Here is a 22,142-nt window from a genome sequence, read left to right on the forward strand (position 1 = left end):
TCCGGACCAATGTAATACTAATTACAAGTCGTTGGACTCAGTAATCGTGCAGACATCTTACCCTACCTTCCTCATCAGTGAATAACTGAATGTTCAAGGTTTATTCCGTTCTCCTTGAGAGCAGATTGCATTTGCTCTGAAGTCCTACATTACTTGAAATAATCCATCTTCACTGGTTAAGTGTACATGGGATTACAAATAAAACGGAATAGAAGAAAAAGATTATAGTGTAATTTTACTGGGGAATACAAGTAATTGCAAATAGATAATCACAGACTGAAATCTAGCATCTGTTGATGTAAAGAAACTCTGTGTGCATGACTTTCGGTAACCTTGATTTGTTTAATAACAGTTACCGGGAGTTCCACCTGCCGCTTGGCCACTTGAAGTTTTAGAACTTTAGGAATGCCATTCACTACTTGAACCTCAATAATTTCACCTCGCACTATTTGATTTTTCAAAACAATCTGAACACAATCATTTATATCTATAGCAGCTTTAATTTGTTGACTTACCAACTTATAATTGGCAATCCAACTCAGATCTATTTGTGTTACTCGATCTATTCCTACTGAAGCCAGTTTTACTTTTTTATTATCTTCATTGCGTAAGTAGTTTGGTTCCCAGATGGGATCATACATAGCCCTGTGGTTGATACCTGGATGAACCGGCAGGAAACGATATAGTGTATCCCAAAAACGATTTGAAACCGCTAATCCTTCTGGTACCTCACGAGCTTTTACTTTTTTGATAATTTCAATTACTTCTATTTCCGGCAGCGGGATGTTTAGTTCCCACCAGTTACGAAGTAAGTTGATCCGGACATCGATGGTCAAATCTCCATAGCCTGAGCTAAATCCACCATGATTTCTGTAATACCCGCTACAGCCACCATACCTAATATCTTGTACACCTTTAAGTAAACTTCGCATCTTATAATAAGAACCTAACTCTTCCGGATATGCCTCTACCAAATTTTTAAGGGAATGGTCTTCTTTCACGACTGTACATGCCCAACAACCAAAACGAGCTGAAGAACCAGAACAGCTTTTGATCGCATCATTATCATTTTGTATCATGGCGCCGATTGGACATTCCATTAATCCGGATGCCATACCGTAGATATTAATTAACCTATGATTCGAGTACTCATCATTCCACGGTGAAGGCTTAGTTGCAAGGTAGGTGGCCACGTCAGCTCCAGACCAATGCCTGATCGGGGGAGCCGTCTTTAAGCCACGTAGAACATGGATTCCATACAAATCATCTCCAAAATGTTCCTGAATCGATCTGGACCTGTTGGAGGACTCAAGCGTACGGAGTCCTAGCACTTGGCATACCAGATCCTCATCAGAAAACCGTTCTAACAAGTCTTCCCTACCAGGGTTAACCTTCAATCTTTCTACACACCACTTGAATGTGGATGATGGTGGAATAAATCCATCTCCAAACACACACGTTACATAGGTCTGATCCGATTTTGGTTCAACAATTACAAATCGGCTCTCATCGAAACCATTCTCGAATAACTCATCAAGTTTAATCGTAACAACTTCTTGCATAGACCGAATGTGCTTCTCTATAAGTGGATTCTCAACACCCGTACTTGCTGAAACAATGTAGAGCTTGTCTTGGTATTCTGGATGCTCTAAAACAAACTCTACACACAACTGCAAGATGACGCTTGAATCCTTACCTCCTGAATAAGCTACGATAACCTTAGTACATTCTTTAAATATACGTTCAATGTCCAACTTCGATGTTTGAAGGGTATCTGGGTTGATACTATCTTCTATGGTCATCGCGTCTGGGGAGGTAATCTCTGGTTGTACGATGTAATCCAATGCAGCGAATAGGGATTGCGTTTCATATTCTACTCTATGTGAAATATCTGGCCAGTTCATAGGGGCTTTAACGCCGTATGGGGGGAATTGTTGCGGGTTGAAGAATATTTCAACCAGTAGTGTAACTTCTTCTCCAGTAAACCAAAGCATAAGCTTATGTTTAGGAGAATTCATTAGAGGGTTGTAAGGGTCTTTTAAAGCATCAACAAAAGTTTGCTCAGGTATCATACATTTCATTTTAAGTTGTTCTTCCAATCCATGTGTGAATAGCATGATCTCGTTAAAATCAGATTCATTTAAAAACTCGGACCAATGGATTCGATCGGGTATCCCCATTAATTCCTTAAGCGGCTTATCTTTTATAAAATGATGAATTGCGATAAATTGTCCGGAGTGTTCAAATACCGAAGTCCAGTTCCGAACAGTACCAAAGTAGTTCCATTTTCTCTTCTTCAACATTCTCCAAATTTTCCGTGATGATGAATTATGTTTTGATAGGTTCTCCACCGGTGTTATTTTACTCATCGTGTCTTTAAAAACATAAGTTTCACTCTTATTCACTATACTCGCTCTAACAGCAGAAACACAAAACGAGGGAGCCCTCGCAATGTGTGATCTGCGTAGGAGCTCCCTCCCCTTTTATGTTGTTATTCTATTGCCTTTTTACTGAATCATTTCTCTCCGGTATCCCTGAACTTATAAACATATCAGCGAAAATATCTGGTACCAATTGCGCCACAGTCCTTCCTTCAATAAAGGGATAGGACCACTCTGAAAAATTCAGTCTAATTTTCTTTGATCCCTCAATGTCAATTACTTCTGAAGATTTATACTGATAAGTACAGGGAATTATATCATGCTCCCTTAGATAACAAAGTACTTCTTGAACAATTCCATCATCCATAAATATTGTAGTTGTCTCCAATTATAAATCCCTCCATAAATAATTAAAAGAGAGGCACATTTCAAAGTTGCCTCTCTTTATTTCATATTGTATCTGTGTATCTTATAGGAAATACTAAATTTATTTTGTTGAAGCAACTTGACTCGAAGCTAAATTTTTCAGCTCATCCAGGTCACGATTGATAATCTCATCAGTAATGGATGGATTACCTGCTGACCAGTTTAATTTTTCTCTTCTAACTACAACCGATCGATATGCTTTAATTGTGTCATAGTCCGATGAGGAGGCAGGCCGACGAGCAGTGACTTGAAGTTGTTTATTCAACATCCGCTTCATAAGATCCACTCCTTCTTTTAATAATAAGGGCTTCTGAAAATCACCTGAGAAGCTATACTTATTGGGTAATATAAACTTACCACGCTCAGCATTAATATTCAACGATATGCGGTAGTCCTCCACCAGCGACTCCTTCAGAACATGTAGCTTGTCTAAGGCACGTAATGATGCAAAGTCGGGGAACCTTTTATCTACATTATGCAAGTACCCGGATTCCAGGAACCACTTGTATATATTCTGTTCATCCCCTGGAGAGATATTCAACGCTTCAAATGCTCTAACATTAAGAACATGTCCATATTCATGCTGCAAGGACTGGGCGCAACGTTCGTGTAGATTTAGCAAGGAAAGGTTCTCCAGCAATTCACTTTGAGTATCCGGGTCCATTAGGCCTTTAAAGACAAGATTACGGGCCTCTTCTTTATAAAGTATTCTCTCTTTTTCAATTCGAATTTCAGTTCTATCCGGAAGTAGGATAATGATTTCTTTATTAGTCCGAGGGGACTTGTACATGAGTGCAAGACCATCACCAGGAAGATGAGAGCGAAACCGAAAATAAAGGTTGTATACATCTACCTCCTGAAGCCGCGCGCCTCTCCGGATGGCAATCTTGATTCCACCGTTCATTTCATATTTTGTTCGCGGTGGCATCTGATCTCTAATAACTTGATCACTGTCTTGTATTAACTCTAATATTAAACCCAGTTTCTCACGAACATTACGATATCTTGGACGCTCCATCTCCATCCACGACCAATCACAATCTTCAAACTGCACTAACAATTCATCATACTCAGTATCAGTAATACTTGATACATAGTCTGCTTTAAGGTTGTTATCCACTTTTCTATCTCCTCGGTACTTACTCTTATTCTTTTATTCTACACTTTAGATATTTTCGAAACAATTCCTTACGGGTTGGTTTCTGCAGAAATGATACAATCAACATGCTTTGCTAGATATATGAGATAGCCAGAAGCAGTAGTGTACTGATCATCCTGTTTTTCAAGATTTGAGTCGTTCAGAATGGGCAGGATTGTTTCCTTCATATCCTTCTGAAAATGATCACTGAACAACTCGTTTAGCATGAAGCCATACACAATTGAGTTGTTTTCTCCATCTAACACATATGGAATCCATTCGTTTTCTGGCTCTTTATGTAGCAGCTCCGTTAACCTGGTCCAATGTTTAGGGGAAATTCCTTCGTCTGTTTCAACAATACATAGAATGGCAGCTCTATTCATTGTCATTTTGAAACCTCCAATTTTTCTTTATTAGTGTAGTAAGTAAACAGTTGATCGTAGTAGCACATCAATTGTTCATATGCCACATTTTCGTTACTCAAATTGTCACCGTACTTTTCTTCAAGTTCCTCGGTGTTCCCCGCTGCGTTGAACTCCGTAAAGAGAACCTGGATCTGTTCCATTTCAAGCTCTTCCACATCCAACTCCGCTCCTTCAACAACTAACAGGCGATGCACCTCATCTTCAGTTAGATGTTCTTCATGAAGTAATCTGGTAAGGTGATGTTCGAACTCACTCCTTGCAGCTAGTAAAACTACCCAAGGTGGAACATTCTCCAATATAGCCACCTCCTCCACAAGATTTTTTAATATATATAAAGCCACTAATGGCTGAATACCGTTTTTAAGCATAAAAAAGAGCTCACCAGTTAGAAAAGGGTGAACTCTTATAGATATGTTTTTTATAGATTGAGTTTTGGATTATTAGGGTAGTGCGTGTAAGCTAAAATATCCGACTGATGGGTAGCTGAAGCTACTGCTCATCTAAAGACATCTTACGCCACCTGTATCTTCATTAGAGAGAAATTCTCTATGTACATACATAACTCATGGTTCATTCAATTCATCATTTCGTAAGTAATAATGAAATAAAATCCTATCAAAATTCTCTTCAATTTCAATCACATAAAATGACCAGATGGAATTTTGTGTCTGAGTAGTTTAATTAAAAGTTATGATATTATCATACAATCAATCAAATGTATTCTCAAGTTAGATCTTGGGGCAACTACTATAAGATTGTTGTTATACTTGTTTTATTTCTTCAAATTTGCTTTACACTGCATACACTATCCTCTTTCCATATTCAATTTCTATACTTTCAAGAACGGCACTATGCAATCTAATCTGTGTGACTGGTATCACTTCGCTTCCTCCCACACGGTTACCATTATGATCTCGATACTCCAACTTTAAATAAGGAACATTTGATTCAGTGTATTCCTTTGCCCATACTTGAAGTCCGTTCTCAAGTTGTCCAGTATTTAACCAATCATTTTCTATACACATAGGTTTGTTATCTCCTTTATTTATTATATTCCCTGCTTGTCATTGATAAAGAAGCTTAAGTCTTCTAAAAACTCATTGATCAAACGAATTTCCGCTTCTAAGACTAACATTTCACTACTCTCGGAAATTGTTAAATCAATCAAACCTTTCTTTTTATCATGTAAAGGTTTTAGAATTTTTTGTTTACGTTCGCGCGAGCTTTTATACTGTTCAATAATATCATTTACACTCGCTTCTCCTTCAACAGTAGAGGCATCTTGAGACACAATTTCAAGAAAATCGATTTCAGAGTCTACATCTATGAAAAAGACCTCAAGTTTGTTTTTATTAATTTCACTCCATCTTAAAACTGAATTTCTTTTTTCATCATAGTAACTTGGTTGCTCATACACCTTGTTATTGTTTTCGAATTCTGATAAATCAAAAACAAGGCGGTAGCATCCATTCACGTGATCAGTCATATCAACTAATCTTGCTTTCATTTTCTCATGGAATCCCGTTTGATAGTCATCAATCTTTTGTGTAAAAACAACAATGGGTTTCTCTTTTTTTAACTTAAAAAGATCTGAACTCTTCATTAAAGATCACTCCATTCAGTAAGTCTTGAATAATATAATTATAGCATCGCTTTTAATCAATAAACTGTCCTACTAGTAAAAGGCTCCTCATAGGACAGTCCAAAACATTACTCAACCAATTTTAAAGTTGAACACATTCACCAGATAAGTCATCCATGCAGCGTTTAATGTCTTCTTTATAGCACGTATCTCGCTTGCGTTGTACTTTCTGGCATTTTTCAGCATTTTCAGGGCACGTCTGCTTGCATCATGTTCAACCCATACACTCATAAGCTGGAGACACATAATGGCAAGTACTGCAGCTACAAGGAAGTAAATGATCCAACTTATGAAAAAGTACATGACCAGGAGAATAGGCACAGCTTTTGAAAGGATGATACCAAATGGGATTAAACAATAACGAGCATACATTATCATCCCATTATCACGGTCACATTCAGAATGCCCTACTTCGTGTGCTGCAATTGCTATAGCAGCTACAGTACGACCATCATAGATATCCTTAGATAACAAGATGGTTTTCCCATAACGGCTATACGCACCTGTTTTAACACCTTCGGTGATATGCACACGGGTAGCCTGTATATTATTACGCTGGATTAAACATTCAGCAATCTCTCCCCCTGTTGCTCCGGCTTGAGTGTTAATGTAGCTCCATCTATCCATCGTTTTTTCAAAATGCCAGGAGGCGACTTTTCGTAATATGAAAATAATGCATACTCCAAATAGTAAAGTCATTTTAAAACCCTCTTCCTTCTTTAAGTGCTAAGTGCGTCTCTTAATTGTTGATTTAGGGCCTCGGCAAGAGCTCTTGCTACCGGCATAGCTACTCCGTTACCAATAAGCTTGTACTGATTGGTGATTTTAACGGTATCCGGAATCACAAATGAATCATCTACGCCCATAAGCCTTAAAAATTCTCGGACTGTGATCTTTCGATCCTCTTCAGGATGCAGAAAAGCTCGTCCATCCTTACCTATGTTGAATCCGATCATTGGACTTACGTTATCCCACTGTAATCTTCTCGCTCCAATCCACTGATTTCGAGGATGCAGCATTAAATCGTGAATACGTTCAGGTGTTGGACTTGTCCAAGTAACTACATGGTTTGGAACAAGAATAGGTTGGTTTACTGCTGTGGGGGCGGGTAGATCACTTAGTGCATCTCTAACCGTTTTATGAACGTGTGGTGGTTGAGGAAATCGAAAAGTAAAACCCAAATCTTTACGAATGCCAACAATAAATAATCGATCACGGCTCTGGGCAACACCAAATGGTTCAGCATTTAAGCTTCCAACGGATATTTGATAGCCTATAGCGCGGAAAGAGTTAATTAGCTCATCAAGAGTAGATCTATGCTTCTTGTATAATCCTATAACGTTCTCAAAGATGATCGCTTTGGGCTTAACTAATTTAATGCCATTAAAATACGCCCAAATGAGCTTTCCGTGTTCTCCCTGCTGCCCTTTGCCGGCAGTGTTGTTGGATGTGAAATCAAAGCATGGTGGTCCACCTACGGCTACATCCACTTCTGGGAGAGCTGAAGGCGTATGATTGATGATATTCTCTAAGTCTCCAACAACAATATGGTTCCCCACGTTATGTTTGTAACATAGTGCCGGTTGTGGGTTAAGTTCGTTTGCCCAGATGAAATCAAAATATTCTTTCATCCCATAATCCAACAATCCTCCTCCGGAAAAGAAAGAAAGTGCTTTGAACTTTTTTTCGCTTTGTAAATGCATTTATTAGCCCTCATTATTTAGAAACTCACAGTTTCTAAATAGGGCAACCAATAAAGACGAACTTTAGGGTAGATCGTCTACACTTGCTAGAAGGCATTCTATGCCCTTACCTTCTGCTGTAATGATTTTATGGACTACTAAAGAACCAATCCTACATAAATCCTTTATGGATACTGTGGCATTGATGTAGGTTGTTCATCCAACCTGTTAACAGGAAATGCTTTACCCCGCTTTAGTTCCTTTTTGTGAAATTTGATATGTTCAAACCATGACGAATCCTTATAACGAGCTCGATCTTCATCCGCGCAATCATAGTTTTTAAAACAAGCGTGAGAACCATAGAATTCACATGAATCACATTCTACTTCAAAGAAGGTAGTTGCTTCTTGATTATCAATAACGAATAACATATCAAGAGAAAGAACCCCTATGAATGAAGTTCCACTGATTACGCCATCTTTAAGATCATCCTTAGGTAAAATCAATATAGATTTAGCCTCAACATACAAAGGGAATTCATCCTCTAGCTGAATACTATGTTTTCTGCCATCTAAAAAACCGCGGTTATAAATCGCGGTTTTTAGATGGCCGTTCATGGAAAGAAAGAAACAATCCATTGAACCTGATATGATTTTCTGAAACATTAGATGCTTTTTACGGCCTTTACTATTCACATGTAGAACTATGGGTTTAGGCTTTGGCATAGACATCTCCTCTGTCCTTTAAGTTTAAATTGAGAATCATCTATGCAACTCTGCTAGGTCTATCACCAATAAACTGTCCATATTACGTGCTTTGTACAAAGCATGTTGTACGATGCATTCAACATCCTTATTGCTCATTCTGTAAAGCATCTTCGGATTTTCTATTAAGAAAGTAATTGCAGGAAGACCACAGCTTTCGGCTTGTTTCACTAATGTTGGATCGTTTTTGACAAGAGCTAGATCCATAAGCCACTGCCCTATTTGGTTTAGCATAAAATTCATTTCTTTCATCTTGTTAAGTCGAGCCTGTTTTTCGCTTCTAGTCCTAATCATTGAACAAACCTCCCATTAATAGTGGTGCCATTATAATCTCCATAAATTCACTTTCATCAAATTCCCCAAATTCAAAAGGTGAGCTATTCTGAATTGGTTTATTCAGTCGTTTATAGTTCTCTACTGCAGCTGGCACAGATTGACCCGTCCCATAAAATTGTGATTGGGTTGCACCATAAGCTCTAAAGCACCCATCTACCTTAGTTATATAAATGTCGTCTAGAAGTAACTGCTTCCGGTAAATGAGATCCCTAATATGGTATAGGGGGTTCAACGATTGATTCAGGTTCCGTTCATGGTGCCTTTTTACATATTTCAGATCCAAATAGTTCTGAAACAATCGTTTCTTTTTGAGATAAGAACCTTTTGTGGGTTTCCCCTTATGTTGATCGATACTATCTAAGATTTGATCAATTTTAACATCTTCTTTTATGTCTTGATGATTACAGATTTCAATATCTAAGATTATGAAGTCTAGGACAACATTCAACATGTTCAGGAGTTCAGGATTGGATTCATCAGCTGCAAACGATCGCTCGTGTATTGGCGTGGTAATCCTAACGGAAGCGATGGTATGCCTGGATTTAAAGTGCAATTCGATTTGAATTGGTTTGAGAGTGATTGTGTATGTGTTTATGCCATCAACTACGGTTGCACCTAATTGAGGCAACGCCATGATTAACTTCTGTAATATGTTCAACATTTTTGATTTCTCCTTTAGTCGAAATTTAGAAACAAAAAAGTGGCTGCATCTTGTGCACCCACCTAATTGTTGACTCTTATTGAACTCCATAAGTTGGAGTAATCATAATGAATTCTAAAGTCATGCACTACTTGTTCCAGAGCTTCTTCCTCAAGTAGATGCTCCTTCGTATAATGAGTCTTCATAATTGAATTCTCATCCCACGTCTCCAATGGACGCATAAAATAAACGCATTGGTACCGAGAGTACTTTTTTGGTGTTCCGCAAATGGTTACCGGCCCGCCACCTAATGTTAAAACAACATCTGTAACTGAACTTCGACACAGAACAAATTGATTGATATTGGGGTATACATCCAAAAACCTTATCTGATATTGACTTCGATCATTTATCTCACTTAGTTGAGTAAATAAATGATCTCTACAGATAACGTCTTCATGAGATTTAACGGTGCCGAACATAACGATATGGAACAATTCACACATCATCTTAAAGAAATCTTCTTTTTGATAAATATCGATCTGATTGACTATTTGGTAGATGTCACCAGCAATATTTAACTCTTCAATTAGTAGGTTGTCTTCATTCATTGATACCTCGTAAGAGTCTCAAATACAATGTTTATAAAAAAGGTCTCCTAAGTTTCTGAGCTTCATTAATGTTTTATTCAGTACCCGATTTTTGAGCTTTAACTTATAAACGGGGCTCGTAGACACTGAACAATTAAACCTATGATTCAAGAAATATCTAAAATCCATAGGACAGGGTGAAGAGAAATTATAGCTTTGTAATTGATGATCAATAGTCATGAGATTAGGCCCCTTTTTTATTTGTTACATACGCTGGAGCCTGAGAAAACACTCTCATAGCTTCAGGATTTCCTGGTGTTAAAAAACTAAGCCAGTTATCACCAGTATTTTTAAGAATAATTCGGTGAGAACTGCTGTCACATTGTTTTTCATACACCCAACCGTAATAAAACAGCTCGTTTTCGTTATACTCTGGATAGACTTCCCATACATGTCCTACGTTCTCGTACCCTTCTATGAGGGAGTGATAAGAAAATGAACCTAATTGATGTAGCTGCTGAAAAAAATCATTCATAGAAAATATCTCCTTTTTAAGCTCTATATTGTATTGATGGTAAATTCCTTGTACGTAGTTGAAGTGTTTTACTAAGGTTTTCTCTATCAATTCGTTGTTGTCGAGTCTGTTCCTCAACCAACTTTCTACGTTGATTATTTAATTCTTCTCTTTTTTTCGTACCTCTTCTCAGCATTTCAAGGATGTAAAACCTGTTAATCCCTGAAATCTTATCCCGATCACGCTTGTATTGATCTATAGGATGTAACAGTATCTGATCCAGGTCCGCTGATACGGCAACCCAAGGGATCTGAATATCACAGAGTTCAGGATGATAACTGCTATACCAGGTGGTATTATCTGATTCTTTTTTTATTGCAAACATATTCGTTTTGCATCCAAGGTCTCTTAGTCCATGCAACAGAATGACTGAAGCATCACAAAGAAATAGTTCGAAGTCCAAAGGGTTGTTCATCGTTTTTTCCTGCTTTCTAAATTTTTTTATGTATATAAAAAAAGACGCATCAGCTACTTTTCAGTAGCCTAGCGTCTTTTGAGTCCAAATATGGATTGACTTTAATTTGTAAGGAATCTAAAAATCGTGTTAATAGCGAAGTTGAAAGTCGGCAGTAACAGTCATATGTCATACTGTATAATACCACAATCTGACTCACAATCGTGCCTTCTCACACCATAGATGTAAGTACACACGTAATTCTTCCAATCCTTTTGAATGGTCCGCTGCAGGTACATATAAATCTGTCATCATGATCAATTCATGTATACAGCCTGAATGCCTGCTTAAGGAAGAATATTGATAAATTTATTTATACTTCTATTGTAAACGATCAATTTATAATACTCAACTTATACTTCATTTCCCTTCATAGTTAAATGAGTTGTAGATCTAGGTCGGGCTTCTGATGAGAAAGCTCGTATAGTTTCTCAACCATTGGCCATTCTTCTTCAGTAAGAATAATCAGATCATGTTGACTCTCTTCAAAAGCATAAAAATATAAATTGTATTCATTTTCATTCTCCTCGTTAACTTTAACCAGGACTAGATATTTTTTAACTTTCTCTTCAAGAATTTTGACGATTCGATACTCTTCAACTTCTAATGTAATATCGTCCTTTAAAGATAAAATATCATGTTCTTTAAGATCACTAATATCAACCGGCACCAATGGCAAAGTAATTCCATCCATTACTAAGTAGCTATTCACTGTCATAATAGCCGCATCTGGATCTAAGTGTGCAATATCTAATCCCTTTTCTGCAGCTTTGTTAACTGCTTCTTCGTAATTTTCAACAATTTCAATATTTTTCATTAGATATTTCTCCTTTAGTTAAATGCTCTATGTTTAGAAGCCTTCAAGCCTTCTTTATAGAATTTGCTTCTATAATACTCATCTGAGTCGTGCAGTACTACAAATCAACAAGGTCCTCCAACTCCACTACGAAATGCACCTGCTGGGTACTTCCATTCTTGTACATGATCCAACATTACATCTTCAGGATTTATTTCTCCTGTAAGTAGCTGATGGATCGCTTTTTGCTCACTGTGGTCCACACAGCTTTTAGCATTCCCTACAAATTCATCTATAGATTTTTTGTTATCAAGTGTAAAGTTTAGTTCAATTTCTGCTGATCTTATGTTCTCATAATAACTTGGAAGGATTTCTTTTATACCTGCAAAGTGGGATGGAGAACTAAAGATACAACACGCACAGGAAGCCCGACCCCAAACGGATCAAGATGACCCAGATAGTGTTTCCTCATATGAGGAGTATCTTCTCTTCCAGGTACACTAGGTTGAATAGAAATATTCTGGCCATATATTAGTGCCGGTTTATTACCATGAACTATAGGGCTATTAATAGTACAGTCTCGATCTTTCAATACAATTATCTCAGCTTCGACCTTGTATTCCGTTTCATTACAATTATTAATCGTAAACGATAATTGTCCATCTACATTCCTCATAGTAAACACCCCTCTAAATAAGTAATAGAAAAAGCCTGGCTATTGAATGCCAAGCCTTCTTAATTGTTGTAGTAGTTTAAACATCGATTATTCTAAAAGATATAACCCAACTGTCCTTCACTGTTCTCTGTTACCGCGTTACAACACACGCCAGGTAACGAAGAAGCTTTAATAGCTCGCAGTCCTTTAAAGAACATTGCAGCAATATTGTTGGCTATAGATTTAATTACTCTACAGTCCACACTTTGTCCAATCATTTCATATTTACGAGTTTCACTGATGTAATCGGGATACTCGAACCAATCTGGAACAGAGAGTATTTTTCGGATTTCTGCAATCGTCAAAAACCTAAATGACTGTTTATCCTCGGAAACCAAATAAGTACTTGATGCCGACTGTGCTCGATATCTTTTAGGTATACACTGGATCTCAGTCGTTTGAGGATCTACAAAGGTTTTGCTTAGGCTACGATCCTTCCAACTATTATTTTTATCCGCTTTTGCTCTAAAGCTATCCATAAATTTGGCTAGAGGTTTCCAGTGTTGTGGCACGTGCTTACCATCCAAATACTCCTTTAACTTTTTCCTCCGGATGCGCTCTGGCGGTTTGGAGAATGAGAAGTTAGTAAAGTCCTCCTCAGTTCTAACGGCTACTACGTAAGTTCTGCTTCGCCTTGCAATTGAACCAAAATCTATGGCCTCAATATGTGACTCTTTCCAATAAGGAAACTCGCCTGAGAGAAGTTCTTTTAACGTTTGGTATGCTGACGTCTTATAAAAATCATTCACATTCTCAAAGAAGATCGCTCGGCATTTTGTAGCCCGAATTAGTTCTGAGGCTGCTAATGCAAGATTGTTGAAAGTACCCTCTTCGTGGTTTCCTAACGGAGACACTTCATTACATGGCAACGTTACAACAGCCACATCAGCTTCAGCGACAATATTACAATCCAGTAAATCCCCAGAGAATAGAAAAGTTGAGGGAAAGTTATGTCTGTATACCGCTCCACTATCTTCATCAAGTTCAATAGCTCCAACGGAAGAAAAATATCCTGATTCTTGAAAGGCAGAAGTAACAAATCCCGCACCACTACAGATAGTAAAGGTACTGATTCGCTCATCACGTGTTTTAACCAACGATTCTTTCTTGAACAGGGAAAATTCAAGGGGTTTTATAATCACTCTACTTAAGTCATTATCTTTATAAACACACATTTCCACTTTATGATCTACATCAATAATGGATCTATAGCTTTCCTTAGCAGTATCTACAATTGGTCTTTGTGCCCCTTTTGAAGTTCTCTTCGAAGATACGTGGACCACGTGATCATCCTCTGTAACTGGTTGATTCTGTACTATAATCTCATTTGCTTCTTGATCAGTAGAGATATACAGCTTCTGACCAGGCAAAAATCCGGCAGACTCGCACACAAGAGAGTAGATCCAAACTCTTGGTTTAAGTGCTTTCTCTGTTACTTTATAGACCTTTTTCATCACTAAATTCATGTTATAATCCTCCGTTGTTTTATATGGAATAATATCGATGTATCGTTTCGGTTTCTGGAATATAGTAAAGATCCCGTATTAGAGGATCGTCATCATAAGTGACAATAATATCAGCACCAGGCATGCCACTATGTAGTGATTCTAGTAGGACACATAGGTCAATATGATCTTGTTTCTTATAATAGCAACGATATAAATCTTCTCCTTTTTGGACGAATGGCGGATCGACAAATATTGTTGTCTCCGGGTGCCAATAATACTCTTCTATGAGGTTACAGGCATCTTCGTTCAAAACGGTTATTCGATCACTAAGATCATGGATTTCATTTATCCGCTTGATTAGACCCTTGGGATTCCACCTAGATAATAAATCAGATGTTTTCCCATTCTTCCCACCTAGGGGATTGGCTTTATAGATGCCTGAGTATGCAAGTCGGTTCACAATAAGCGTATACCATGCAGCATCTAAAATATTGCAATTAGGATAATCCTGTTTAATAATCTTTTGCGCATGAAAATAGTCTTTCACTGTAGGACTTGAACTAGATTGGAGTCTATATATCAAGTCATATGGAGCATGCTTAATTGTCCAATACAACGCATAGATTCCAAAATCGTAATCATTTAATACCAACTTCTCAAAGACACCTGCTTCTAGCAAAGCTAATTCAGCACTAGCTCCACCTGCATATGCACCAATAAGTTGCTTACGTTGTTCCCTTCTTATCTTGGAATAGATTATTGGTATCATTTTGGATTTACCGCCTGGATACCGAAAGCATGACAATCTTTTCTTGAACTTGATGTCACTACTTACCACAGGTGCTGTATTGGGGAGGTTCGATTTCGTTTCAAGTAATAGCGTAAACTTATGTGCCTTGGATGGGTCAAAATACGTATATGAATCGCAGTCCCCACACCAAAATCCTTGGTTATAACTATCTAGCTCGACTTCTTCTGACGGCCCGGTTAGACCACAATAGCTGCATTCTAGAATCATCCTTATCTGCCCCTAGTAAAAAAATAGAGCTGAACAAATTTGTTCAGCTCTTGTTAAAATGTATTAGGTTGAGTTTTAAACCCATATCTCAGTTAAAACTCCATACTTTTTATGGTCCTCAGTTTAGATAACTGACGATAAACCTCCTGCATACCGTGCCTCTCAAAATACATAATATGAATGCCTCACCACACCATATTTTTCTTGATCCTCGATATAGAATACATAGGATGTATATGCTCTAGCATTCATTGCTGTACCCCAAGTATCACAATTAGAGGATAGTTGGTTACCGTTTATACGATCCTTTGATGATATGAACTCCCCTGCATAACATATTGGAAGAATAATGTCTTTGTGATTATCATAAATCTCGATATCAATCTTACTTCCATCATCATCCCATACGGTTGCCTGAGCCATTTTTGACCTGGAGAATATGAACCATTCAATTGCAGATACATGATCGGCCTCTATATCCACTTGATAATCATATACATCTGTTCGAACTTCAATACTAGTTCTTTTTTCTGCTTCCATATCTGAGCCATATTTTAAAAGACGCAGATAGTCTACATATTTATTTTCAGATGTCGTTTTGATATCCCATGGACACTCGATTTCAATCTCTGAGACAATGTACAGCGTGTTATCCTCATAACCGTAGAATAGAGTACTCTTTGGCTTTAACAGACCGTAGGGTAAGACCTCATCAATTGAAACTCGGTTCAAATGATATTGTTTATTGTTCATATATTTGTTTTCTACTTCCATAGCACTTCTGATATAAAAAATATCTTGATTGGAAATGCACCGCAGTGAAACCGGTGGAATAAATCCAGATCCAGTTATTTCTAACTCTGGCGCATCGATTAGAATCTGAATCGATACTTCCTTCCGATCATAATTATTCATTTCCAACACAGCTTCAAAGTTACTACAGTTCTCAAATCGTGTTCCTTTAAAAAGTGCTTGTATGACAATGTCATCAATCATTTTACGTTTACTTATGAAATTGTTATTGTACAGATACATCCCTAACTCGAAGTTTCTATTTAAATCACTTTCAAATTCATCTGATGCCTCAATTCCATAGTTATATCCGATATGAAACTGATTATAATCATTTAATTGAACATCCAGCTCTTTATCTTGTACATTGATCATTGAAATCACTCCGATTCATTATTTTAGAATACTAACTCAAAGTCCGTCTCAAATAGATTGGAAGAACTTATTTCTTTCTTAATGGCTGCAATCAATTCACTGATTTGGTACTCGTTGTTCGGATTCATGTGTCGGGTTTTCCCGGCAGCTAGATTCTCCTCACTGATGACTTGCAAAGCAATAGTTAGATCTACTTCTGCTTTCCGATTAATCTGTTTATTTGTCTTCTCATGGACACTTACATTCTCAAGCAGATAAGCTCGAAAATATCCATTAGTTTTCAGGAAGCAAAAACCGGCAATGCTCGGTAATTTAAATTGCTCTTCCCACCTTTTTGCATTTACCTTGAGAACAACATAACTTTCTGCAATTGGTTTCTTCATTAGCTTCTCCTTCATGCTCAGAACGCAAAAAAAGCGAAATCCTCTGGAGAGAATTTCGCTTTTCGATATTTATGCGCTAGGCAAGTTTTTAATTTTTGGATAAGAATGTTTAGTACACTTCATACAAAAGGATGGTTAATTGTGAATACAAATAATATATCACCTTTTGTTATAAAAAACGCCATCATATAATCCTATGTACGCGTAACTCATCATTGCTCCATGATTATAGTTCTTTTAATCATGTCCTTTATTCAACCTTCAGACAACATCGTAATAACGTGCATGTCATAAGTGTGAACCAATGAGGAGAGTAATTTAATAACTAGCTTTATTCTATCGTATTCACTGTTTTTATTCAATAAAAAAAGCCGCCTCCTATTGGAGACGGTTTAGCCTAACTATGTGGACGGTTTGTTATATCTATTCAGAAGTCTATCGAGTTCAACCGACTTCTGAATCACAAATTCGTTTTGGAAGTTAAAATTATGTTCTTCAGCTAGCGTTTCTAACTCTTTTCTTACTATTTCAATCTGGTACATATCAACTACATCATTCTGATGATTACTGTTCATATAAATACCGCCTCTCCTGGTATAAGAAAAACGTAGACATAAGTCGTCTACGTTTTTTGGTGATCTTTATTATTCGGTGCCTAAAAGTCTAGAAAACGCCACTGGATAGACTTTTACTTTACATTTATGTTTTAGAGTCAGATAAGATTTGTGATTTGGTAGGGATAACTCATTGAAAAGTGAGCTGAAATAAGATACCACTTCTAGTGCGGCATATTTATTTGTGAGGAGTTTTTGAGGTTCTTTACTGATCAGTTGAGAACAAGCCATTTCCGAAGGTCCTATAGGATCTTCATCTTCTAACATGTCCGGAAATTCGGTACAAACTGGATCAAGGATAGTCTCTCCTTTCCAACGCAGCCCGCACACGACCTGCCCGGTCCAACCAGTAGCCATAAAATCCGTCTTCTCTTCCGTTGTCCATTGAGACATTGTTCTTTCATCCTGTGGTACGCGAGAGCCCTCTACACCTACATCGATATAGATCAGATCTTCTTGAGATAGAAAATATCTATGCATGAGCTGCCGGCTGAAGTTATTATCGACACATCCGATTAAGATAGGGATTTTCAGTTGGCAAAAACCAAAATCAATATACTCATCATTAAATAGATTAGTAAGTATTTGTTCTGAATCGACATAGCTCTGTGTGTAAGAAAACACAGGTACATTGTAATGATTTCCATAACGTCGAGCTAAGACCGTTGCTTTCTTTTGATCAATATCCTTAGGTAGGAACAATTGATTTTTGAGATTGTGTTCTTCAACCGTATCTGGATCTGCAATCATGTAAGATCCTTTAATCCCAAAGATGTTCATCAGCTGTGTAATTTGTTGTATTACCGCTGATCCGTTTGCTCCACATCCTAATTGGACAATCTGAAAATAGGGTTTGAAATCAGAGGAGAATGTAATCATATTTGAGAATCCTCATGTATTACGTCAGATTTAATCACTCTAACTTGAGGGTATGATGAAGCGTTTTGAGGGAAAGGAGAAGAAAATAGTTTAGAAGGATTAACAGATATGAATCTACCATTAACATGTACTCTGCATTGTATCTCTGGGAACAACTCATCCAATTTTCCGATGATTGTATATAAGCATGTACCAATCTCGCTTTCATCGTCCTGTGGAGATGGTTTGGCCGGGAAATTGTGATGTGAGTGTATTTCCATGACTTTGATACTACCATCAGCTATACCACTGTTTTTAATTGGTTGAACGTTCATTTTCGAGGCGTCTTGTGGAGGTATACTTAAAGTATAGTTTCCATCCAACAAAAGAATCTCACCATACACTTCGACTTCCTGTTTAGTAAACTCCTTTGATATGCTTATGAACGCGCTAAGTACCTGGAAAGGTATCAACGGTTTATTAAAGTTAATCCCCTCATAGAGCTGTTTAGCAATAGGTATACGACCTGTCTTTGAACAAGATGTATACACATCTCCATTTCTAATGTGATAAACGTATCCATCCGCTGAAGGGACATACATATTATATTTCGGTTCTAGGTTTGCTTGCTCCAGAGAAGCGTAGATTCCATGTCGGTCCTCTAAGCTCAAGCCTCTCTTGCGCCCGTGAATTTGGGGGACAATGATGTTTGATGTCGGTAACATAGTAAGAGTCACATAATCACTATCACACATTTCTCCGTATTCCTCAGCCAATTTGAGTCTAAGGTCTTCCGTATTTATTGGTCTACGTTCATCCGTATCATTTACGCGAATCCCGGTCTCGATTTCCTCAGTCTCGAAATACTCTGTGATGGGTGTTAGTACCCCATCATACTTAATACAGGTACTCAAGTTGACTTGGAGATCTTCGTATTTCACCGTCACCTTTTTGACGGGTGCGCTGCTTTGAGCAAGTTTATTTTTGCGATTTTTAATGTCATGTTGTTGCTGTACCGCGGGTTTCAATAATTCCTGATCATCAGGAGATAAGAAAGGAAAAATATCCGTTTGTACATTATTATGTGATGATTTATGAGTCATTTGTCGACATCTCCTAGTTGGTTGTTTAGAATTTAGTTAAAAAAGAATCTAATGTAATGTTCTCACTGACAAGCCATTCATCAGGGAATTCAGAAGATTCCATCTTACTGTATAGTTCCCTCAGTTCAGTGATACCTGACAGGTTTCTGGATTCATTATTGTAATAACAATTCGTACTTTGTGATCCGAAGAAAAGGTTATGCATGGTAACGCATTGACCCAGTTTGGTTAATTGCGGCAACTGATTAGAACCCATACAAACTTTTCCGCTGCTTACATTGGCATATGGATATTTAAAAAGTTCTGTCTCGCCGGTTATGTTTTTATCTTGAACGCCAAAGCAGTACATTCCTTGAATCAGACCACTGACTTCAACTTGATAGATAAATAGAAGCCTAGGATGGCCCACTTTTTGTAGTTTATCTTTATAGTAATACATATCCCAAAGTTGTTTTTGGACATCGCACACCACAATATGTGTATTTGTCTTATCGTTTCTTATATATTTAATCCAGCCTTTATTCATGATTGGTGTCTCAATCCGCTCTTTAATAAGCGTGGAGCGCTTTACACCATGAATACTCAATTTTTTAGTGCTGGTTCGATGTCCCACAATGGTTTTTGCATTCAACTCTCGAAGTTCTGCATCGATAATTGATTCAGCAAAATCGTTGAAGGTCATCTCATAGTCCCCTAAAACTGCTCCAAGATCATTTGAGACTTCGACACGACAGATTGGAATAGAAAAATCTCTATGTTGAGACCAGGACACGTTAAATTTACGCACGATTGACGGTCTTCCTTTCCATTAGGGATTTCATTTTAACCACCATTTTAATGATGTGCTCAAGATAAAAACTGAAGTATCCAGCATAGTCTTCAATAGTTAAAATGATCCTATTAAAATCTTGGTTTAGTTTAATTTCCATGTGAGAAGAACTATAGTCACAATGTACAATAGTTAAAAAAGAACCCATATTGGACCCAAAATCGTCTTCCCTCATCAATTCTCGCAATTCTGTTCCACTGAATTGGTATACGATTTCATCTTTATTTTCCTCACTAGTATCGTCCACATTAATACCAATTTCCGAATAAATAAGTCTAATCAATGTGAAAAAAAGACAAGATCCTCCCACACCATAATGATATGAGTTATCTATTATCCATTGGTCTTCTCCAGTTTTAAGTTGATTAAGATCTACACCGTAATCGTAAGCGATCTTAAGCATTCTCAAATTGTCCATTGAAGCTCTGATGTTATCAATGTCGTCATTATAAAATAGAAGCATAAGCATGTTTCACATCCTTTAAATGAAATCGTCCTCGTGACTCAATTGTCTGTTTCTAGGGTATGCGAATGAATGGCAATGCTGCATTATAATGGCGTATTCATAAAATGCGTTATACCAATTGTTTTTGGCATTTTCTTGATAGCCCCAAGATTCAGCAGTTTCATGCGAATCCAAGTAAAAAGCCCTGTCAAAAGCTCGGTTGATGTCGCTCATGTTAAATGAGAAGAAATCGACATGCTTCACATTTCCAGCTCCAGAGAAGTAATAGTCAATGATCCTGTAGACATTCTCTGTTCTAACCATCTTGTCATCCAAACTTTTTTCTGCGAGTCTTTTCTCAAAACGTTCCAAATCGAATGATACATTTGGTCTATCCACTTAGATCATGCCCTCTCATTAGAAAAGTAAAAAAGGTGTCTGCGTTAGTCAGCAGAGACACCTTTTTTTGTTCTTATTTCGTTTGCTTACTGCTTCTAAACGGCAAAATGAGCTGTACATCACCATTTAAGTCTTCCGGTTTAATTAATATAGGGCCTAAATCTCCAGTTAGCACGACCCTAACCATTCTACTTTGATAAGCTTTGAGAGCTTCAATAAAATATTTCGTATTAATTGATACTTCCATCTCCTCACCAATAAATTCGTTGATGAAAATTTCTCCACGGCCTGCAGCTAAAGAGGTATCGTCAGACGTTAATTTAATACTCCCTTCAGGATTAGTTTTCATAATTGTTATTCCACCTTGACTACTATCCCCTTTTAGAATAAATTGCATCTCCAGGGAAGCGAGAAGTTCCGTACGGTGAATTAAGAAACTAGCTTTGAAATCCTCTGTAACGGGTATGATCCTATCAACATTCGGATAGGTCCCCTCGAGTAGTGTCGTGGTATATGTCGTATCACCTGATTGTATGATCAAACGATTATCTACATAATATAAATCCACTTTGTTGCTGTTAATCAGCTTAGAAACTTTGCTTAATGGAACAGCGGATACGACCATGCCATTGCCAAACTCAATAAGCGAATCGGTCTTATAGCAGGCTCTTGCTAAACGATGGCGGTTAGTTGTGGAAAATATGAGTTCACCATCATTTTGCTTGATATGCACTCCTGTAAAAATTGGAGTCGATTCATCAGTACTGGCTGCAAACACGGTTTTATTTAGTATTGCAATAAAATGGGATGATTCAAGCGTCAGTAGTGGTTTCCCTTTTTTTGAAATGAATCTTGGGAATTCAACAGCACTTATGCCCTGCATATCGATCTCCGTTTTTATCTTTGAGTCAATGGATTGCAAGTTGATAAGCCTCTGATCTGTGCTTTCTTCGTTCGGATGATCAGAGACAGTAATACAGACACCTGATCCCATTTTTTTGATAATATCAATAATTAATGGAGGGATCATGACTGATCCAATGTCAAAAACCTCTAACTCCTGGTCTTTAGTTTTGATAATATGCTCCGTTGAGTTAACCGTATTATCCGTGGTTAATATAAGACCTTTTTTTGTGACATGAAACTTGATCATAGTGCAAATCGGGAATTTTGTGGACTTATCTAATGTTTCTTTTACCTTGACCAACCCATCTAACAACAATTTAGTTTTTATTTGAATTTTCATTTATGAACATCCTTTCGAATTATGGCTAACAAAAAAGGCACAAGTTACTGAAAAAAGTAACCGTGCCTT

27 protein-coding genes are annotated in these 22,142 nt (G+C 37.4%); all 27 read right to left on the reverse strand.

What is annotated here, in order from left to right; translation table 11 throughout:
- Positions 1-269: 269 nt before the first annotated feature.
- Positions 270-2,369 carry a phosphoadenosine phosphosulfate reductase domain-containing protein gene (locus tag BLV50_RS27865; RefSeq protein ID WP_218135437.1) on the reverse strand — a complete coding sequence of 700 codons (2,100 nt, stop codon included), beginning with the start codon at positions 2,367-2,369 and terminating at the stop codon, positions 270-272.
- Between the two features lie 127 nt (positions 2,370-2,496).
- Positions 2,497-2,769, reverse strand: a complete 273-nt coding sequence (locus tag BLV50_RS27870; RefSeq protein WP_090811134.1) for a hypothetical protein — start codon at positions 2,767-2,769, stop codon at positions 2,497-2,499.
- Positions 2,770-2,868: 99 nt separating this feature from the next.
- Positions 2,869-3,927, reverse strand: a complete 1,059-nt coding sequence (locus BLV50_RS27875) for a hypothetical protein (protein ID WP_090811136.1) — start codon at positions 3,925-3,927, stop codon at positions 2,869-2,871.
- Positions 3,928-3,995: 68 nt separating this feature from the next.
- A complete protein-coding gene (locus BLV50_RS27880) occupies positions 3,996-4,334 on the reverse strand; it encodes a hypothetical protein (RefSeq protein ID WP_090811138.1) in 339 nt (112 codons plus the stop codon).
- On the reverse strand, positions 4,331-4,738 hold the full coding sequence (locus BLV50_RS27885) for a hypothetical protein (RefSeq protein ID WP_090811139.1): 408 nt from the start codon (positions 4,736-4,738) through the stop codon (positions 4,331-4,333). The genes BLV50_RS27880 and BLV50_RS27885 overlap by 4 nt, the downstream gene beginning before the upstream one ends.
- Before the next feature lie 423 nt (positions 4,739-5,161).
- Positions 5,162-5,395, reverse strand: coding sequence for a hypothetical protein (locus tag BLV50_RS27890; protein ID WP_090811141.1), 234 nt, complete (start codon positions 5,393-5,395; stop codon positions 5,162-5,164).
- Between the two features lie 23 nt (positions 5,396-5,418).
- On the reverse strand, positions 5,419-5,973 hold the full coding sequence (locus tag BLV50_RS27895; protein ID WP_079696778.1) for a hypothetical protein: 555 nt from the start codon (positions 5,971-5,973) through the stop codon (positions 5,419-5,421).
- A gap of 111 nt (positions 5,974-6,084) precedes the next feature.
- Positions 6,085-6,711, reverse strand: a complete 627-nt coding sequence (locus tag BLV50_RS27900; protein ID WP_079696777.1) for a zinc metallopeptidase — start codon at positions 6,709-6,711, stop codon at positions 6,085-6,087.
- 20 nt (positions 6,712-6,731) lie between these two features.
- Entirely contained in the window at positions 6,732-7,715 is a 984-nt protein-coding gene (locus BLV50_RS27905; protein WP_090811143.1) for a DNA cytosine methyltransferase, read from the reverse strand.
- 164 nt (positions 7,716-7,879) lie between these two features.
- Positions 7,880-8,419, reverse strand: a complete 540-nt coding sequence (locus BLV50_RS27910) for a hypothetical protein (RefSeq protein ID WP_090811145.1) — start codon at positions 8,417-8,419, stop codon at positions 7,880-7,882.
- A 36-nt stretch (positions 8,420-8,455) separates the two neighbouring features.
- On the reverse strand, positions 8,456-8,752 hold the full coding sequence (locus tag BLV50_RS27915) for a hypothetical protein (protein ID WP_079696774.1): 297 nt from the start codon (positions 8,750-8,752) through the stop codon (positions 8,456-8,458).
- The gene (locus tag BLV50_RS27920; RefSeq protein WP_090811147.1) at positions 8,745-9,455 is read right to left on the reverse strand and encodes a hypothetical protein; all 711 of its coding nucleotides are present in this window, start codon (positions 9,453-9,455) and stop codon (positions 8,745-8,747) included. Before BLV50_RS27920 ends, BLV50_RS27915 begins: the two co-directional genes overlap by 8 nt.
- Positions 9,456-9,517: 62 nt before the next feature.
- Positions 9,518-10,045, reverse strand: a complete 528-nt coding sequence (locus BLV50_RS27925) for a hypothetical protein (RefSeq protein WP_090811149.1) — start codon at positions 10,043-10,045, stop codon at positions 9,518-9,520.
- 223 nt (positions 10,046-10,268) lie between these two features.
- Positions 10,269-10,559, reverse strand: coding sequence for a hypothetical protein (locus BLV50_RS27930; RefSeq protein WP_079696771.1), 291 nt, complete (start codon positions 10,557-10,559; stop codon positions 10,269-10,271).
- 16 nt (positions 10,560-10,575) lie between these two features.
- Complete coding sequence (locus BLV50_RS27935) at positions 10,576-11,013, reverse strand: hypothetical protein (RefSeq protein ID WP_090811151.1); 438 nt, start codon at positions 11,011-11,013, stop codon at positions 10,576-10,578.
- A gap of 415 nt (positions 11,014-11,428) precedes the next feature.
- Positions 11,429-11,869: a hypothetical protein gene (locus BLV50_RS27940; RefSeq protein WP_090811153.1), complete on the reverse strand. Its 441-nt coding sequence runs from the start codon at positions 11,867-11,869 to the stop codon at positions 11,429-11,431.
- 747 nt (positions 11,870-12,616) lie between these two features.
- Entirely contained in the window at positions 12,617-14,029 is a 1,413-nt protein-coding gene (locus tag BLV50_RS27955) for a DNA cytosine methyltransferase (RefSeq protein ID WP_090811159.1), read from the reverse strand.
- A 19-nt stretch (positions 14,030-14,048) separates the two neighbouring features.
- Positions 14,049-15,029, reverse strand: a complete 981-nt coding sequence (locus BLV50_RS27960; RefSeq protein ID WP_090811161.1) for a DNA adenine methylase — start codon at positions 15,027-15,029, stop codon at positions 14,049-14,051.
- A 162-nt stretch (positions 15,030-15,191) separates the two neighbouring features.
- On the reverse strand, positions 15,192-16,196 hold the full coding sequence (locus tag BLV50_RS27965) for a hypothetical protein (protein ID WP_090811162.1): 1,005 nt from the start codon (positions 16,194-16,196) through the stop codon (positions 15,192-15,194).
- A gap of 23 nt (positions 16,197-16,219) precedes the next feature.
- The gene (locus BLV50_RS27970; protein WP_090811164.1) at positions 16,220-16,579 is read right to left on the reverse strand and encodes a hypothetical protein; all 360 of its coding nucleotides are present in this window, start codon (positions 16,577-16,579) and stop codon (positions 16,220-16,222) included.
- Positions 16,580-16,980: 401 nt separating this feature from the next.
- The gene (locus BLV50_RS33845) at positions 16,981-17,154 is read right to left on the reverse strand and encodes an aspartyl-phosphate phosphatase Spo0E family protein (protein ID WP_090811166.1); all 174 of its coding nucleotides are present in this window, start codon (positions 17,152-17,154) and stop codon (positions 16,981-16,983) included.
- Between the two features lie 69 nt (positions 17,155-17,223).
- Entirely contained in the window at positions 17,224-18,072 is an 849-nt protein-coding gene (locus BLV50_RS27980) for a ThiF family adenylyltransferase (protein WP_090811168.1), read from the reverse strand.
- Positions 18,069-19,154, reverse strand: coding sequence for a hypothetical protein (locus tag BLV50_RS27985; RefSeq protein ID WP_090811170.1), 1,086 nt, complete (start codon positions 19,152-19,154; stop codon positions 18,069-18,071). The genes BLV50_RS27980 and BLV50_RS27985 overlap by 4 nt, the downstream gene beginning before the upstream one ends.
- A 25-nt stretch (positions 19,155-19,179) precedes the next feature.
- Positions 19,180-19,926 (reverse strand): hypothetical protein, encoded by a 747-nt coding sequence (locus tag BLV50_RS27990; RefSeq protein ID WP_218135438.1) that lies wholly within the window; start codon positions 19,924-19,926, stop codon positions 19,180-19,182.
- Positions 19,927-19,933: 7 nt separating this feature from the next.
- Positions 19,934-20,452: a hypothetical protein gene (locus BLV50_RS27995; RefSeq protein WP_090811174.1), complete on the reverse strand. Its 519-nt coding sequence runs from the start codon at positions 20,450-20,452 to the stop codon at positions 19,934-19,936.
- Positions 20,453-20,464: 12 nt separating this feature from the next.
- Positions 20,465-20,800 (reverse strand): hypothetical protein, encoded by a 336-nt coding sequence (locus BLV50_RS28000; protein ID WP_218135439.1) that lies wholly within the window; start codon positions 20,798-20,800, stop codon positions 20,465-20,467.
- 100 nt (positions 20,801-20,900) lie between these two features.
- On the reverse strand, positions 20,901-22,073 hold the full coding sequence (dnaN, locus tag BLV50_RS28005) for a DNA polymerase III subunit beta (RefSeq protein WP_090811178.1): 1,173 nt from the start codon (positions 22,071-22,073) through the stop codon (positions 20,901-20,903).
- Positions 22,074-22,142 lie beyond the last annotated feature (69 nt).

Origin of the sequence: Paenibacillus sp. 276b, from assembly GCF_900107875.1 — a bacterium.
Classification (GTDB): domain Bacteria; phylum Bacillota; class Bacilli; order Paenibacillales; family Paenibacillaceae; genus Paenibacillus; species Paenibacillus marchantiae.

Excerpts from the sequence above, each read along its gene's own strand:
- BLV50_RS27865 (WP_218135437.1), bottom strand. The coding sequence starts at position 2,369 with ATGAGTAAAATAACACCGGTGGAGAACCTATCAAAACATAATTCATCA.
- BLV50_RS27880 (WP_090811138.1), bottom strand. The coding sequence starts at position 4,334 with ATGACAATGAATAGAGCTGCCATTCTATGTATTGTTGAAACAGACGAA.
- BLV50_RS27885 (WP_090811139.1), bottom strand. The coding sequence starts at position 4,738 with ATGCTTAAAAACGGTATTCAGCCATTAGTGGCTTTATATATATTAAAA.
- BLV50_RS27890 (WP_090811141.1), bottom strand. The coding sequence starts at position 5,395 with ATGTGTATAGAAAATGATTGGTTAAATACTGGACAACTTGAGAACGGA.
- BLV50_RS27895 (WP_079696778.1), bottom strand. The coding sequence starts at position 5,973 with ATGAAGAGTTCAGATCTTTTTAAGTTAAAAAAAGAGAAACCCATTGTT.
- BLV50_RS27900 (WP_079696777.1), bottom strand. The coding sequence starts at position 6,711 with ATGACTTTACTATTTGGAGTATGCATTATTTTCATATTACGAAAAGTC.
- BLV50_RS27905 (WP_090811143.1), bottom strand. The coding sequence starts at position 7,715 with ATGCATTTACAAAGCGAAAAAAAGTTCAAAGCACTTTCTTTCTTTTCC.
- BLV50_RS27910 (WP_090811145.1), bottom strand. The coding sequence starts at position 8,419 with ATGCCAAAGCCTAAACCCATAGTTCTACATGTGAATAGTAAAGGCCGT.
- BLV50_RS27915 (WP_079696774.1), bottom strand. The coding sequence starts at position 8,752 with ATGATTAGGACTAGAAGCGAAAAACAGGCTCGACTTAACAAGATGAAA.
- BLV50_RS27920 (WP_090811147.1), bottom strand. The coding sequence starts at position 9,455 with ATGTTGAACATATTACAGAAGTTAATCATGGCGTTGCCTCAATTAGGT.
- BLV50_RS27925 (WP_090811149.1), bottom strand. The coding sequence starts at position 10,045 with ATGAATGAAGACAACCTACTAATTGAAGAGTTAAATATTGCTGGTGAC.
- BLV50_RS27930 (WP_079696771.1), bottom strand. The coding sequence starts at position 10,559 with ATGAATGATTTTTTTCAGCAGCTACATCAATTAGGTTCATTTTCTTAT.
- BLV50_RS27935 (WP_090811151.1), bottom strand. The coding sequence starts at position 11,013 with ATGAACAACCCTTTGGACTTCGAACTATTTCTTTGTGATGCTTCAGTC.
- BLV50_RS27940 (WP_090811153.1), bottom strand. The coding sequence starts at position 11,869 with ATGAAAAATATTGAAATTGTTGAAAATTACGAAGAAGCAGTTAACAAA.
- BLV50_RS27955 (WP_090811159.1), bottom strand. The coding sequence starts at position 14,029 with ATGAATTTAGTGATGAAAAAGGTCTATAAAGTAACAGAGAAAGCACTT.
- BLV50_RS27960 (WP_090811161.1), bottom strand. The coding sequence starts at position 15,029 with ATGATTCTAGAATGCAGCTATTGTGGTCTAACCGGGCCGTCAGAAGAA.
- BLV50_RS27965 (WP_090811162.1), bottom strand. The coding sequence starts at position 16,196 with ATGATCAATGTACAAGATAAAGAGCTGGATGTTCAATTAAATGATTAT.
- BLV50_RS27970 (WP_090811164.1), bottom strand. The coding sequence starts at position 16,579 with ATGAAGAAACCAATTGCAGAAAGTTATGTTGTTCTCAAGGTAAATGCA.
- BLV50_RS33845 (WP_090811166.1), bottom strand. The coding sequence starts at position 17,154 with ATGAACAGTAATCATCAGAATGATGTAGTTGATATGTACCAGATTGAA.
- BLV50_RS27980 (WP_090811168.1), bottom strand. The coding sequence starts at position 18,072 with ATGATTACATTCTCCTCTGATTTCAAACCCTATTTTCAGATTGTCCAA.
- BLV50_RS27985 (WP_090811170.1), bottom strand. The coding sequence starts at position 19,154 with ATGACTCATAAATCATCACATAATAATGTACAAACGGATATTTTTCCT.
- BLV50_RS27995 (WP_090811174.1), bottom strand. The coding sequence starts at position 20,452 with ATGCTTATGCTTCTATTTTATAATGACGACATTGATAACATCAGAGCT.
- dnaN (WP_090811178.1), bottom strand. The coding sequence starts at position 22,073 with ATGAAAATTCAAATAAAAACTAAATTGTTGTTAGATGGGTTGGTCAAG.